Below are 13,790 nucleotides of genomic sequence, written 5' to 3' on the forward strand. Positions count from 1 at the left end.
GCAGAGGGCGCGGAGAAGAAGAGGGCCGCGTAGCGGCTGTCATCGCCCGCTCAAGAGGTGGATTGGAGCTGCCGCAAGCTCGTCTCTGCGCCTCGGCGCGCTAAAACCCTTCTTCTCTTCGCGTCTTTGCGGCTTCGCGTGAATCACGCATCTTTCAAAAAGGTCAGTCGAGCGTCATCGCCTCCGCCGCAAGCGCTTCGGCTTCGATCAGCAAGGCATCATCTGCGCTGCCGACCGAGATTTTCTCGCGGCCGATCAGGGTCAGCACCGGGACGGCAAGTGGGGTGACGCGCTCAAGATCGACGTGGAGCATCGTCTCGGCGGCGCGGTCGAGCAGGCCGGCGAGGCGGCCGACGTCGGTCATGCGGGCGCGGGCGTCGTCCCAGGCGGCTTGCAGGAGCAGGTGGCTGGGTTCGTATTTGCGCAGGACATCGTAGATCAGGTCGGTCGAGAAGGTGACCTGTCGCCCGGTCTTGCGCTTGCCGGGGTGCTGGCGCTCGACGAGGCCGCCGATCACCGCGACTTCGCGGAAGGCGCGTTTGAGCAGGTGCGATTGCTGCACCCAGTCGACGAATTCGTGTTCGAGGATGTCGGGGCTGAACAAAGCGGCGGGGTCGGTGATCTTGTCGATGCCGTACACCGCGAGCGCGTAATCGTTGGCGACGAAGCCCAGCGGCTTCAGTCCCTCCGCCTCCATGCGGCGGGTGATGAGCATGCCGAGCGACTGGTGCGCGTTCCACCCTTCGAAACTGTAGGCGACCATGTAATTGCGCCCTTCGCGCGGGAAGGTTTCGACCAGAAGCTGGCCGGGGCGGGGCAGGGCGGAGCGTTTCGCCTGGAATTCCAGCCATTCGCGCACGTCGTCGGGGAAGCGCGCCCATTGGCCGGGATCGGCGAGGAAGCCGCGGACGCGGTCGGCGAGGTTGGTCGACAACGGCATGCGCGATCCGCCGTAGGTCGGGATACGCGCGGGCTTGGACGAGGCGCGGACGATGAGGTCCTCGGTATCGATCTTCTGCACTTCGCAGCTGAGGCCGGCGAAGAAGAAGGTGTCGCCGGGGGAGAGTTGCGCGGCGAACCCTTCCTCGACCTTGCCAAGGTTGCGGCCATTCTTGAAGCGGACGTTGAGCATCGTCGATTCGACGATGATGCCGGCGTTGAGGCGGTGCTGGGTGACGAACTTCGGGTGGCTGACGCGCCACAGGCCGTCGGCCTCCTGCGTCAGGCGCTTGAAGCGGTCGTAGGCCTTGAGGCTGTAGCCGCCATCGCGGATGAAGCCGAGGACGCGATCGAACGTCTCGTCGGTCAGCGCCGAATAAGGGAGGGCGGAGCGGACCTCGTCGAGCAATGTCGCCTGATCGAACGGCGCGGCGCAGGCGACCGCCATGACGTGCTGGGCGAGCACGTCGAGCGCACCGGGGCGGAACAGGTCGGGGTCGAGTTCGCCCGCCTCCACCGCGTCGAGGGCGGCGCGGGCTTCGAGATATTCGAAGCGGTTGCCGGGGACGACGATCGCTTCCGAAGCTTCGTCGAGCCGGTGGTTGGCGCGGCCGATCCGCTGGAGCAGGCGTGACGAGCCCTTGGGCGCGCCCATCTGGATGACGCAATCCACGTCGCCCCAGTCGACACCCAGGTCCAGGCTGGCGGTCGCCACCAGCGCGCGCAGGCGGCCGTCCGCCATCGCACCCTCCACCTTGCGGCGCGCCTCGAGCGAGAGGCTGCCGTGATGGACGCCGATCGGCAGCGACTGGGTGTTCACCTTCCACAGGTCCTGGAAGATCAGTTCGGCGAGGCTGCGGGTGTTGCAGAAGACGATCGAGGTCTTGTGCGCCTCGATCTCCGCCATGACCTGTTCGGCGGCATAGCGGCCGGAATGGCCCGACCATGGCACGCGGCCTTCGGGCAGCAGGATGGCGATGTTGGGGTCGGCGCCCGCCTCGCCCTGCACCATCGCGACCTGATCGATATCGCCATCGGGGGCGAGCCAGGCGCGATAGCCGTCCGAATCGGCGACGGTGGCGGAGAGGGCGACGCGGCGCAGGCCCGGACTGATCCGCTGGAGGCGCGCCATGCAGAGCGACAGCAGGTCGCCGCGCTTGCCGGTGGCGAAGGCGTGGACTTCGTCGACGACGATCGTCCTCAGCCCTTCGAACATGGTGAAGCTGTCGGGGTAGCTGAGCAGCAGCGACAGCGATTCGGGCGTGGTGAGCAGGATCTGCGGCGGCTTGACGCGCTGGCGGGCCTTGCGGTCGCTGGGCGTGTCGCCGGTGCGGGTCTCAATGCGCAGGTCGAGGCCCATCTCTTCGACGGGCGCGACGAGATTGCGCTGGATGTCGACCGCCAGCGCCTTCAACGGCGAGACGTAGAGCGTGTGCAGACCCTCGGTCGGCGTCTCGATCAATTCGGTCAGTGTCGGGAGAAACCCGGCGAGCGTCTTGCCCGCGCCGGTGGTGGCGACGAGCAAGGCGTGGTGGCCGGCGCGGCCTTCGCGGAGCATGTCGAGCTGGTGACGCCGGGGATGCCAGCCGCGGGTGGCGAACCAATCTGCGAGCGGCTGGGGGAGGTCCATTGCAACCTATGTAGGGCGGGAGCGTCGCCCACACCACTCGTCACCCCCGACTTGTTCCGGGGGAGCGCTGGGCGGCGAACGGAAAGGCTAGAGTCTCGGGGTCTTTCCCTTGTGGATGAGTGGACCCCGGAACGCGTCCGGGGTGACGGAGGATCTTACCGCTGGTCGTGATCCACCGCATCGCCCTGGTACAGGTCGTGCGTCGCCTGTTCGGTGCGGCGGTGCTGGTCGCGCGAGACGCGATTGTTGAACTTCGCCCAGATGAGTACGCCGAGCAGCACCATCGCGCCGACGAAGACGACCAAACCCCAGAAGCTGCTGATCACCATCGATTTTCTCCCGTAGGTGTAGCGTTCGGGGTCAACGACCCGTGGCCGCTATTCGATCCGGCGGCACCGTAAGCGCGGCTGGCGCGTAGTAGCGGCATGGCACGATTGGGCGACTGGCTGGAACCGCATCCGCACGGCATCTACGTCAAACCAGCGGATGCGTGGATCGACCCGTCCGAGCCGGAGGCGCGCGCGCTGGTGACGCACGGCCACGCCGATCACGCGCGCGGTGGGCATGGCGCCGTGTGGGCGACGCCGGAAACGCTGGCGATCATGGACGCGCGCTACGGCGAACAGGCAGGCCACCCCGTCGTTTATGGCGAGAGCATCCGGATGGGCGAGGTGGAGATCGGCTATGTCCCCGCCGGGCATGTGCTGGGATCGGCGCAGATCGTGCTCGACTACCGCGGCGAGCGGGTCGTCGTGTCGGGCGACTATAAGCGGCGGGCGGACCCGACGTGTACGCCGTTTGAGCCGGTAAAGTGCGACGTGTTCGTCACAGAGGCGACCTTTGCGCTACCGGTGTTCCGCCACCCCGATACGGGCGACGAGATCGACAAGCTGATCGCGCGACTGCACGCCAACCCCGATCGCTGCGTGCTGGTCGGCGCCTATGCGCTCGGCAAGGCGCAGCGGGTGATCGCCGAGCTGCGCGAGCGGGGGCATGAGGCGCCGATCTACATCCATGGCGCGTTGCAGCGGTTGTGCGACCTGTACGCCGAGCATGGCGTGCGGCTGGGCGAGCTGCTGCCGGTGGCGGATGCGAAGAAGGCGGACATGGCGGGGCACGTCGTGATGTGCCCGCCGGGTGCGCTCAACGATCGCTGGTCGCGCCGCCTGCCCGATCCGATCACCGCCATGGCTTCTGGGTGGATGCGAGTACGGCAGCGGGCGCGGCAGAAGAACGTCGAACTGCCGCTGATCCTGTCCGATCACGCCGACTGGGACGAGCTGACCGACACCTTGTCCGAAATCGCACCGCGCGAAGTGTGGGTGACGCACGGGCGCGAAGAGGCGCTGGTCCATTGGTGCGAGCAGCGCCAGATGAAGGCAAGGGCCTTGGCGTTGGTGGGGTTCGAGGATGAGGATGATTGAGCCGTCGCGGTGAGAAGGTGCTTTCACGCGAAGGTTTTTTGCGCGCAGAGGCGCAGAGGACGCAGAGACGTTCGATGCCAGCGGCAGCTTTCAGTTCAAATTTTCTGAATACAGCTGCTTCGCGAAAGCCCACTCCGCGTCCTCTGCGCCTCTGCGCGAACAATCCTTCTTTGCGTCTTCGCGCCTTCGCGTGAAATTTACTGCTACCGAAAGGCGATCCGCGCCACGACAGGGAAATGGTCGGACGGGTAAAGCGCACCCGTGTGGCGGGTGATCGTTCGTGCGGTCAACGGGCGGAAACCGCGGGTCAAAATCCAGTCGATGCGGCGATCGGGTTTGCCGGTGAAGTCGTGGAAGGTGAGCGGTGGGCCTTTGGGCGCGCGGACGGATTGCCAGACATCCTTGAGCGCGGCTGTCAGGGTGGCGTGGGCCTTCGTGTCGGGGGTGGTGTTGAAATCGCCGGTCAGGACCACGGGATCGTTCGCGGCGATATCCGGCAGGCGGGCGACGATCAACGCGGCGGCCTTTTCGCGGGCGGCTTCGTCCTCCAAACGGTAGGGGAAATGGGTGTTGAGCGCCACGAAGCGGCGTCCATCGCGGGTCTGGAAGCGGCCCCATGTCACCATCCGCGGCAGCGGGTGGCCCCAGGTGATGCTGCCGGGAAGGTCGGGCGTGTCCGACAGCCAGAAGTCGCCCTGCGCCAGCAAAGTCAGCCGGTCGGGGCGATAGAAGATGCCCATATGCTCGTCGGCATGGCCGCCGCGGCGATCGCGACCGAACCAGCGGTAGCGCGGCAGCGCGCGGACGATGTCGTCGCCCTGGGACTGGAACAGTTCCTGCGTGCCGAACAGATCGGGATCGGCGGCAGCGACCGTCTGCGCGAACAATGCGCGGCGGTGCGGCCAGTCGTTGGCGCCGTCCGAAGCCATGGGCAGACGGACGTTGAAGGTCATGATGGTGAGCGTCTGCGCGGGCTTCACTGCACCGGTCAGCGGCAGTGTCATGACCCCGGCAAGCATCGCGCGGCGGGAAAGGTTCATGCCCCTTCCAACGTGCGCGCGCGGCGGCGCTGGACCGAACTGCCGATGCCCATCGCCTCACGGTATTTGGCGACAGTGCGACGGGCTATGTCGAAGCCCTTGGCCTGCAGCAATTCGACCAATGTGTCGTCGGACAGGATCTTGGCTCCCTCATTGGCAATGAGCGCGCGGATCGCGCTTTTCACTGCCTCGGCAGATACGGCATCGCCACCGTCGGCGGACTGGATGGCGCTGGTGAAGAAATATTTCAGCTCGAAGACGCCGCGCGCGCAGCTCAGATATTTGTTGCTCGTCACGCGGCTGACGGTGGATTCGTGCATCTCGATCGCGTCCGCCACGCGTGCGAGCGTCATCGGCTTCAGGTGCGCGACGCCCTTCAGAAAAAACGCCTCCTGCTGCTTCACGATCTCGGCAGCGACCTTGATGATCGTGCGCTGGCGCTGGTCGAGGGCCTTGATCAGCCAGTTGGCGCTGGCGAGCGCGTCGGACAGCCAGGCCTTGGACGCCTTGTCCTGCGGGCCGTGGCTGAGTTCGTGGTAATAGCGGCGGTTGACGAGGACGCGGGGCAGGGTGGCGGCGTTGAGTTCGATGCCCCAGCCGGTCTTGGTCTTCTGGACGAACAGGTCGGGCGTCACCGCCAGCGCGGGTTCGCCACCGTAGCGGCAGCCGGGCTTGGGATCGTAGCCGCGCAGTTCGCGGATCATGTCCGCCATATCTTCGTCGTCGACGCCGCACATGCGTTTGAGCCGCGTCAGGTCACCGCGCGCGAGCAGGTCGAGATTGTCGATCAGCCGCGCCATGCAGGGGTCGTAGCGGTCCGCCTCGCGCGCCTGCAACGCGATGCACTCGGCGAGGTCGCGTGCGCCGACGCCGGTGGGATCGAGCGTCTGGATGAGCGTCAGGACATGCTCCACGCGCGCCTGCGACGTGCCGAGCCGCGTGGCGATGTCGAGCAGGGATGCGGTGAGATAACCCGCCTCGTCGATCTGGTCGATCAGATGCTGGGCGATGAACCAGTCGGCGCCATCGACCACCGCGCCGGCCTGAGCAAGGAGATGGTCGCCGAGCGTGCCATCGCGTTGCGCGAAGGAATCGAAGTCGAGGTCTTCGCCTCCCAAGCTGCTGCCGCCACTGCCCCCGGTCATCGACAGCGCGCCGTCGAAGCCGCCGCCGCCGTCCGCGACGCTGTCCTGCTGGTGGCTTTCGGTCGCATAGTCGACGTCGATCGGGTCGGCGGTCGCGGTGCCGCCGATCAGGTCGTCCGCACCCGCGGGTTCTTCGCGCTCGACGCGTTCGGGCCGGATGACCTCGTCGGTCTGCGCCGCTTCGAGCAGCGGGTTCTTCTCGACCTCTTCGGCGATGAAGCCTTCGATCTCGAGGTTGGACAGCGCGAGCAGCTTGATCGCCTGCTGCAATTGCGGCGTCATCACCAGCGATTGCGACTGGCGGATATCGAGGCGCGGGGCGAGGCTCATGCGGCGCGCAAAGCCCTCCCCCGCCAGGGGGAGGTGGCAGCCGTCAGGCTGACGGAGGGGGAGGACGGCAATGAACTTTGTCGGAGGGGGCGTCGCTTACCTCCCCCTCCGTCACCGCTTCGCGGCGCCACCTCCCCCTTGCGGGCGAGGGCCAAGGTAGATGATCGACCCATACCCTACAGCGAGAAGCCCTCGCCCAGATACAGGCGGCGGACGTTGGCGTCGGCCACCAGTTCTTCGGGCGATCCTGCGAACAGCACGCGGCCGTCGTAGATGATGTAGGCGCGATCGACGATGTCGAGCGTTTCGCGGACGTTATGGTCGGTGATCAGCACGCCGATGTCGCGGCGCTTGAGGTCTTTGACCAGATCGCGGATGTCGGCGATCGAGATCGGGTCGATGCCGGCGAACGGTTCGTCAAGCAGCATGATCGACGGATCCGCCGCCAGCGCGCGGGCGATCTCTGCCCGGCGACGCTCGCCGCCCGACAATGCCATCGCCGGGCTGGAGCGCAACCGGGTGAGGCCGAATTCGTCGAGCAGCTTGTCGAGCTTGGCGGGACGCGCCGAGGCATCCGGTTCGGAGAGTTCGAGCACCGAGGCTATGTTCTTTTCGATCGACAGGCCGCGGAAGATGCTGGTTTCCTGCGGCAGGTAGCCGAGGCCGAGGATCGCCCGACGGTACATCGGCAGCTTGGTGATGTCTTCGCCGTCGAGCATGATCCGGCCCGAATCGGGCTTCACCAGCCCCATCACCGAATAGAAGCACGTCGTCTTGCCGGCGCCGTTGGGGCCGAGCAGGCCGACCACCTCGCCGCGATCGACCGACACCGACACGTCGGTAAGGACGATGCGCTTGTCATAGGATTTGGCGATCGAGATCGCCTGCAGGCCGCGGTTGACTGGCGGTTCGTGGATCGCCTCGGCGGTTTGCAGGTCGGAAACGGCGGCGTCCATGGGCGTGATGCCTCGCAGCAATAGGTTACCGAACTCCTGCCTTGGCAGGGTTCGTGCATGGGATGCGTCATGGCGCGCGCAGGCGACGGAGGGAAGCCCCTTCCGACGAGATGCGGGATGGCTGCGGTGATGTGGGCGCGCGGTCGCCCTCCCCCCTGCGGGGGGAGGGTTAGTTGCGCTTGGGTACGGAGAAGGTGCCGGTCACCCGACCGCCGGGGCTCGCCGACGTGGTGCCCCCGGTCGCGCCGCTCGATCCGCGCACGGACGATCCGTCGATCACCGCACGTCCGGTGTCGAGATTGATCGTCAGGCGACCGCCGTTGACGGTGTTGCCGCCCTGGGTCAGTGTCACCGCACCCAGCATGGTGATGACGCGGCGATTGAGATCGTAGATCGCGAACTGACTTCTGGCGGTCTGATCGGGCCGACGGACAGTGACACCGCCACTCGCATCGAGGCGCGACACCTGCGGGTTCCCGCCAACCACCTGGCCGGTATAGCTGACGGTCATCCGTGCGGCATTGAGCGTCATCGCCGCCTGCTTGACCGAGACGTTGCCCGACAGCACGGCACGGTTCGCCTTGTCCTGCAATTCGATGTTGTCCGCGCCGAAATCGATCGGCGCGTTCGAATTATGGGCCGTCTGGGCAGCCAGGGGAGCCGCGACGAGCAGGGCGAGAGGAATGAGCGAGCGCATGGCGGCTATTTCGTGCGTCCGGGGACGAACCGCAAGCGGGCATTGCCGCTGAGCCGCACGGTGCGTCCCTCGAGATCCGCGTTGAGCGTATTCGCGCTGAAATTGCCCTGCGGCACGGTGCCGGTGACCTTGCCCTGACTGCTCATCGTTCGCGATTTGAGATCGATCGTCGCATCGCTGGTATCGAGGCGATAGCCATTGGCGGTGCGAAACGCGATCGGGCCGTCGACCTTCATCTGTTCGCTGTTGAGGTCGTAGCGTCCCTGATCGGCGCGCAACGTCGCGGGGCCGTCCTCCAGCTCGAGGTCGGCGGCCATGCCGTTGATCTGGACGATCGGCACGCTGCTGCTCTGTTGCACCGCCGACCCGGCGTTGAGCGCGAAGGCCTGCCCCTTGTCGTCCTGCCCGCGATAGGTGGCGGACTGAAGCTTCATCCGCTCCTTCGCGACCTCGACCTTGTTCTTGTCGAGAACGAACGACACTTCGTTGCTCGCCGTCAGCGGTGCCATCACGAGAAATGCCATCAGCACGCCGATGCCGACGGGAAGACCGGTGTTGAGCGAGGCGACGAACCGGTCGTGGCGTCCGCCGGGGGCGGCCCAGCGCTGGCGCGCCGAACGCACGCGTTGCGCGACGGCGGAACTCATGCGCTTCTACCGGTCAGGGCCGACACGAGCTGGCGCGGGTCTGGCGCGGGTGACGATTCAGGCATGGGCGAAGATGTCGATGTCGGGCCACCCGGCAAGGTCGAGCGCGGCGCGGGTCGGCAGGAAGTCGAAGCATGCCTGCGCCATTTCCATCCGGCCTTCGCGAATCAGGCGACGGTTCAGTTCGGCCTGCAGTCGATGCAGGAAGCGGACGTCGCTGGCGGCGTAGTCCTTTTGCGCATCCGACAGTTCGGGCGATCCCCAGTCGGACGATTGCTGCTGCTTGCTGAGTTCCTGACCCAGCAATTCGCGGACCAGTTCCTTCAATCCGTGACGATCGGTGTAGGTGCGGATCAGGCGCGATGCGATCTTCGTATCGTACGCCGGACCGGCGACGATACCCAGATAATGCTGGAGCGCGGCGATGTCGAAACGGCCGTAATGATACAGCTTCACCCGGCCGGGATCAGCGAGCAGCGCCTTCAGATTGGGTGCGGCATAGTCGCTGCCTGGGCCGAACCGAACGAGGTGTTCGTCGGGCCCGCCATCGGACAATTGCACCACACACAGACGGTCGCGTGGCGTGATGAGACCCATCGTCTCGGTATCGACGGCGATGGAGGCGCCGGGAGCGAAGACGTCGGCGGGGAGGTCTTCCTCGTGGAAGTGTACGGTCATGGCGACGCCCTACGCCGCAACGCCGGATCGCTCAATGATTTAAGCGCGACGGTAGAACCGATGTGAACCAGAGGCGGGTGCGCGATGGGCAAAAAGGGCGCTTTGATGGCAATGGGTTCGCCGGTGGTCGGTGATCACCACGAACTGGTCGAAAGATACGACGAATTTGTTCGCGACGACTTGTTTTCTGCGCTATGACGAGTCCCAAGGCGCAATAGGTTTCGCGCCCGAGGGCTCGCGTTCGTCGTCCGGCGCACGGGTTCTTGTCACGGATTGGATGCGGGCGAACCGGGAAGACGAACAGGGTTATGGGTTACGACAAAGGTGGCCGCGGCAATCGTGGCGGACGTGGTCGCGACAAGCGCGATGATTTCGGCGGCGGCAGCAGCGACTTCGGTGGCGGCAGCAGCTTCGGCGGTGGTGGTTTCGGTGGCGGCGGCTTCGGCGGCGGTGACCGCGGCGGCTTCGGTGGCGGCAGCAGCTTCGGCGGCGGTGGCGGTGATCGCGGCGGATTCGGCGGCGGCGGCGGCGGCTTCCGTGGCGGCGGCGGCGGCGGTTTCGGCGGCGGCGGCGGCGGTGGTGGCGGCTTCAGCGGCGGCGGCCGCGGCATGCCCCCGCAGGTCGTTGGCGAAGGCACCGGCGTGGTCAAGTTCTTCAACGCGCAGAAGGGCTTCGGCTTCGTAGTCCGCGATGACGGCGGCGAAGACGTGTTCGTGCACATCTCGGCCGTCGAACAGGCCGGCATGAGCGCGCTCGCAGAAGGTCAGCCGCTTGGCTTCACCCTCGTCGATCGCGGCGGCCGTATCTCGGCGACCGAACTGAAGATCGATGGCGAGCCGATGGCCGTGTCCGAGCGCGCTCCCCGCGAGCCGCGCGAAGGTGGCTTCGGCGACCGCGGTCCGCGTCCGGGCGGTGCTGGTGGCGCCGGTGGCGCGCCGCAGCGTCAGCTGACCGGTGAGAAGGCAACGGGTACCGTCAAATTCTTCAACGCGATGAAGGGCTTCGGCTTCATTCAGCGCGATGACGGACAGCCCGATGCATTCGTGCACATCTCGGCCGTCGAGCGCGCCGGCATGTCCACGCTGAACGAGGGCGACAAGCTCCAGTTCGAACTCGAGGTCGACCGTCGCGGCAAGTACGCCGCGGTAAATCTGTCGGCCGCGTAAGCTTCCCTGATTCGCCAACGAAAGGCCCGGCCCCGCATCAGCGGTGCCGGGCCTTTTGCGTTTTGTGGCCGGAGATGCGAGGTCCCGGCGACATAGTTCGCGGAATGGCAGAGGAATGCGTGTGGTGAAGGTGGCATTGGCGCTGGGGATCGTTGGCGTGTTCGGCGGTGTCGCATGGCAGGCGCAGCAGCCTGCGGCTCCGGCTCCGGTTACGACCGCGACCCCGGCACAACCCGCTGCGGTCGCGCCTGAAGCAGGCGTGCCGGTCTATGCGGCAACGGTGGTCGCACGGATGCCGCATGACACCGGCGCGTTCACCGAAGGGCTGCTGTTCTGCAACGGCGCGCTGTACGAGAGCACGGGCAAGGAAGGCGCGTCGGATGTTCGCCGGGTCTCACTTACGGATGGCAAGGTGCTTGCGCGGGGTCGCATCGCGCCGGAGTTGTTCGGCGAAGGCATTGGTTGCTGGAAGAACACGCTGCTGAGCGTGACGTGGAAGACCGGCCTCGGTTTCCGCTGGACACTGCCGACACTGAAGCAGGCGGTAAAGCCGTTCCGCTATACCGGCGAGGGCTGGGGCATGACCAGCGACGCGACCGGGATCATCCTGTCAGATGGTACGCCGACGCTGCGCCGCATGGACCCGGTGAGCTTTGCCGAACGCGGCCGGATTGCGGTCACGATGAACGGCCGGCCGCTTCAGAAACTCAACGAGCTGGAATACCGGCAGGGGCGGATTCTCGCGAACATATGGATGAGCGGGTTCATCGCACGGATCGATCCCGCCACCGGCAAGGTGGACGGGCTGATCGACCTGCGGCCGCTGGTCGCGGAGATCGCGAACAGCGATCCGGACGCGGTTGCGAACGGCATCGCCTACGACGCCGCCAGCGACCGTTTGTTCGTCACGGGCAAATACTGGCCGACGCTGTTCGAGATCAAAATCGGCGAAGAGGTTGGCCGAGCGGGCTAAGGACAATTGCGACTTGCGATGCGACCCCGGCGCGCCTCCTTTGCGACATGTCGATCGACATTCCATCGCCTGCTCATGCCGTTCGTGCATAGTCTTCATCCGTGGTGGCCAGCCAGCGCTTTGCCGCATCCAGCTGCAGGAACACGCGAACGCGAGGATGGACGAGGGTTCGCTCCGCCTGTGCCTTGTTGAGGTGGCTGCCGACGACGACCGCGGCACGCCCCGTCGTGAGGGCCATACCTCCGCGCATGATATGGACCAGCATGTCCGCCACGTCATTGGCCTGAACCGGAAATTCGAGTGACTCGACGATGACGTTGAAATCCGGCCTGATTGCCCTTGCTTCCTGTGCCTTCGCACCGACCCGCGCGGCGAAAGGGGTGACATCTTCCGGTCGCCAGAACCCTTTGACGGTGAGGATCAGGGCATTGGCACAGGCATCATAGTCGACGTGAAACATGGAGAGCGGCGCTTTCCGAAAAGATGTGCCGGCATCTTTGCCCGACGTGCACCTGTAATCCTAGCCGGACGGCGGATATGGCGGCGATCGCTTCAGGTCACCAGCCGCTTCAGCGTCTCCACCCGGTCCGCCTCCGCCGCCGGTTTGTCTGTTCGTATCCGCGCGATCCGCGGAAAGCGCATGGCGATGCCGGATTTGTGGCGTGTCGAGGTGTGGATCGAATCGAACGCGATCTCCAGCACCATCGTCTTTTCCACCTCGCGGACCGGACCGAAGCGATTGAGGGTGTGGCGGCGGACGAAGCTGTCGAGCATGCGCAATTCCTCGTCGGTGATGCCGGAATAGGCCTTGCCCACGGGAAGTAGCTCGCCCTCTTCGGTCCAGCAGCCGAACGTATAGTCGCTGTAATAGGATGAGCGGCGACCGTTGCCGCGCTGGGCGTACATGACGACGCAATCGGCGGTGAGCGGATCGCGCTTCCATTTGTACCACAGGCCGGCACGTCGGCCGCCGACGTAGGGCGAATCGCGGCGCTTGAGCATGACGCCCTCGATCGCGGAGTCGCGGGCGCCGGCGCGGATCGCCTCCAGTTCGGTGAAGCTCGCGGCCTCGATTACCTGGCTGATGTCAAACCGATGGGGGTCAAGACCGGGGACGAACGCCTCGAGCCGGGCGCGGCGCTCGGTCCAGGGAAGGGCGCGCAGATCTTCGGGACCGTCGAGCAGGATGTCGTAAAGGCGGACGAAGGCTGGATAATCGGCCAGCATCTTCGCCGAGACGGTCTTGCGGCCGAGGCGCTGCTGGAGCGCGTTGAAGCTTGCCGCGCCCCCGCCGTCTTCCAGCGCGCCGCCCTGGACCTCCCCTTTCACCAGCAGTTCGCCATCGACGGTGCCAGGGGTGGTGAACGCGGCGGCAACGTCGGGGAAGCTGCCGGTAACGTCGTCGCCGGTGCGGCTGTAGAGGCGGGTCTGGCCAGAAACGTGGACGATCTGGACGCGGATGCCATCCCATTTCCATTCGGCGGCATAGTCGGCGAGGTCGACCTGCGCGTCCTCGAGTCCGTGCGCGAGCATGAACGGGCGGAAGACCGGGACGTCGGCGGGCGTCGGTTGTTCGCCGGTGCCCTCTGCCCAGGCGAACAGCGAGACGTAGGGCGGCGAAAGGCCGTGCCACACCTCTTCGACGGCATCGACATTCAGCCCGAACGCCTGCGCCAGCGCGGTCTTGGCAAGACGCGCGGACACGCCGATGCGGAGGCCGCCGGTCGCCATCTTAAGGAGCGCAAAGCGTTCCTCGGCATCCAGGCGGTCCAGCATGTCGGCGAGTACCGCGGGCGCATCGGACCGCGACAGATGGCGGAGCGCGTCGACCGTTGCGGTGATCGATACCGGCTCGGCGGCGACAGGCGGCGGCACGGGTGCAGGCCAGAGCAGCGCGACGGTTTCGGCCGTATCCCCGACGTAATCGCGGCTCATCCGGAAGAGGACGGGATCGACCCGCGCCTCGATCAACGCGCGAATCTGGGCAGGCTTCACGCCGGGCAAGTCGAGATCGCCTGTCAGCGCCGCCATCGCCCATCCACGGTCGGGGTCGGGGGTGGCGTGGAGATAGTCGACGATCAGCTTCAGCTTCGCATTACGCCCGCGGGTGTAGATGAGCGAATCAAGGAGCGCGGCAAAAGCGTGCATGGGGGGCAAACGCATGG

The 13,790-nt window shown here is 66.1% G+C and carries 13 protein-coding genes and 1 pseudogene; 4 read left to right on the forward strand and 10 right to left on the reverse strand.

The window, feature by feature from the left end:
- Positions 1-163 precede the first annotated feature (163 nt).
- Positions 164-2,569 carry a ligase-associated DNA damage response DEXH box helicase gene (locus NF699_15850; protein USU04501.1) on the reverse strand — a complete coding sequence of 802 codons (2,406 nt, stop codon included), beginning with the start codon at positions 2,567-2,569 and terminating at the stop codon, positions 164-166.
- A 155-nt stretch (positions 2,570-2,724) separates the two neighbouring features.
- The gene (locus NF699_15855) at positions 2,725-2,898 is read right to left on the reverse strand and encodes a hypothetical protein (protein ID USU04502.1); all 174 of its coding nucleotides are present in this window, start codon (positions 2,896-2,898) and stop codon (positions 2,725-2,727) included.
- 96 nt (positions 2,899-2,994) lie between these two features.
- Here NF699_15855 and NF699_15860 point away from each other — a divergent pair, with 96 nt between their 5' ends.
- Positions 2,995-3,993, forward strand: a complete 999-nt coding sequence (locus NF699_15860; protein USU04503.1) for a ligase-associated DNA damage response exonuclease — start codon at positions 2,995-2,997, stop codon at positions 3,991-3,993.
- 203 nt (positions 3,994-4,196) lie between these two features.
- Here the strand turns inward: NF699_15860 and NF699_15865 are convergent, their stop codons facing one another.
- From NF699_15865 to NF699_15890, 6 genes are all read right to left on the reverse strand, one after another.
- Positions 4,197-5,033 (reverse strand): endonuclease/exonuclease/phosphatase family protein, encoded by an 837-nt coding sequence (locus NF699_15865; protein USU04504.1) that lies wholly within the window; start codon positions 5,031-5,033, stop codon positions 4,197-4,199.
- The gene (gene rpoN / locus NF699_15870) at positions 5,030-6,508 is read right to left on the reverse strand and encodes an RNA polymerase factor sigma-54 (protein USU04505.1); all 1,479 of its coding nucleotides are present in this window, start codon (positions 6,506-6,508) and stop codon (positions 5,030-5,032) included. Before rpoN ends, NF699_15865 begins: the two co-directional genes overlap by 4 nt.
- Before the next feature lie 176 nt (positions 6,509-6,684).
- Entirely contained in the window at positions 6,685-7,464 is a 780-nt protein-coding gene (lptB, locus tag NF699_15875) for an LPS export ABC transporter ATP-binding protein (GenBank protein USU04506.1), read from the reverse strand.
- 169 nt (positions 7,465-7,633) lie between these two features.
- On the reverse strand, positions 7,634-8,161 hold the full coding sequence (locus tag NF699_15880; protein ID USU04507.1) for an LptA/OstA family protein: 528 nt from the start codon (positions 8,159-8,161) through the stop codon (positions 7,634-7,636).
- Between the two features lie 5 nt (positions 8,162-8,166).
- On the reverse strand, positions 8,167-8,808 hold the full coding sequence (gene lptC / locus NF699_15885; protein USU04508.1) for an LPS export ABC transporter periplasmic protein LptC: 642 nt from the start codon (positions 8,806-8,808) through the stop codon (positions 8,167-8,169).
- 57 nt (positions 8,809-8,865) lie between these two features.
- The gene (locus NF699_15890; protein USU04509.1) at positions 8,866-9,486 is read right to left on the reverse strand and encodes a ribonuclease D; all 621 of its coding nucleotides are present in this window, start codon (positions 9,484-9,486) and stop codon (positions 8,866-8,868) included.
- Between the two features lie 608 nt (positions 9,487-10,094).
- Between NF699_15890 and NF699_15895 the strand changes: the two are divergent.
- From NF699_15895 to NF699_15905, 3 genes and pseudogenes are all read left to right on the forward strand, one after another.
- A pseudogene (locus tag NF699_15895) lies at positions 10,095-10,277 on the forward strand (cold-shock protein).
- Positions 10,278-10,478: 201 nt separating this feature from the next.
- Positions 10,479-10,652, forward strand: coding sequence for a cold-shock protein (locus tag NF699_15900; protein ID USU07119.1), 174 nt, complete (start codon positions 10,479-10,481; stop codon positions 10,650-10,652).
- A gap of 124 nt (positions 10,653-10,776) precedes the next feature.
- Entirely contained in the window at positions 10,777-11,625 is an 849-nt protein-coding gene (locus NF699_15905) for a glutaminyl-peptide cyclotransferase (GenBank protein USU04510.1), read from the forward strand.
- A 73-nt stretch (positions 11,626-11,698) separates the two neighbouring features.
- Here the strand turns inward: NF699_15905 and NF699_15910 are convergent, their stop codons facing one another.
- Complete coding sequence (locus tag NF699_15910; protein USU04511.1) at positions 11,699-12,085, reverse strand: hypothetical protein; 387 nt, start codon at positions 12,083-12,085, stop codon at positions 11,699-11,701.
- Between the two features lie 92 nt (positions 12,086-12,177).
- The gene (locus tag NF699_15915) at positions 12,178-13,773 is read right to left on the reverse strand and encodes a cisplatin damage response ATP-dependent DNA ligase (GenBank protein USU07120.1); all 1,596 of its coding nucleotides are present in this window, start codon (positions 13,771-13,773) and stop codon (positions 12,178-12,180) included.
- Between the last annotated feature and the right edge of the window lie 17 nt (positions 13,774-13,790).

This window comes from Sphingomonadaceae bacterium OTU29LAMAA1 (assembly GCA_024072375.1).
Taxonomy (GTDB): Bacteria; Pseudomonadota; Alphaproteobacteria; order Sphingomonadales; family Sphingomonadaceae; genus Sphingomonas.

Excerpts from the sequence above, each read along its gene's own strand:
- NF699_15865 (USU04504.1), bottom strand. The coding sequence starts at position 5,033 with ATGAACCTTTCCCGCCGCGCGATGCTTGCCGGGGTCATGACACTGCCG.
- NF699_15900 (USU07119.1), top strand. The coding sequence starts at position 10,479 with ATGAAGGGCTTCGGCTTCATTCAGCGCGATGACGGACAGCCCGATGCA.
- NF699_15910 (USU04511.1), bottom strand. The coding sequence starts at position 12,085 with ATGTTTCACGTCGACTATGATGCCTGTGCCAATGCCCTGATCCTCACC.
- NF699_15850 (USU04501.1), bottom strand. The coding sequence starts at position 2,569 with ATGGACCTCCCCCAGCCGCTCGCAGATTGGTTCGCCACCCGCGGCTGG.
- lptC (USU04508.1), bottom strand. The coding sequence starts at position 8,808 with ATGAGTTCCGCCGTCGCGCAACGCGTGCGTTCGGCGCGCCAGCGCTGG.
- NF699_15915 (USU07120.1), bottom strand. The coding sequence starts at position 13,773 with ATGCACGCTTTTGCCGCGCTCCTTGATTCGCTCATCTACACCCGCGGG.
- NF699_15890 (USU04509.1), bottom strand. The coding sequence starts at position 9,486 with ATGACCGTACACTTCCACGAGGAAGACCTCCCCGCCGACGTCTTCGCT.
- lptB (USU04506.1), bottom strand. The coding sequence starts at position 7,464 with ATGGACGCCGCCGTTTCCGACCTGCAAACCGCCGAGGCGATCCACGAA.
- rpoN (USU04505.1), bottom strand. The coding sequence starts at position 6,508 with ATGAGCCTCGCCCCGCGCCTCGATATCCGCCAGTCGCAATCGCTGGTG.
- NF699_15855 (USU04502.1), bottom strand. The coding sequence starts at position 2,898 with ATGGTGATCAGCAGCTTCTGGGGTTTGGTCGTCTTCGTCGGCGCGATG.
- NF699_15880 (USU04507.1), bottom strand. The coding sequence starts at position 8,161 with ATGCGCTCGCTCATTCCTCTCGCCCTGCTCGTCGCGGCTCCCCTGGCT.
- NF699_15860 (USU04503.1), top strand. The coding sequence starts at position 2,995 with ATGGCACGATTGGGCGACTGGCTGGAACCGCATCCGCACGGCATCTAC.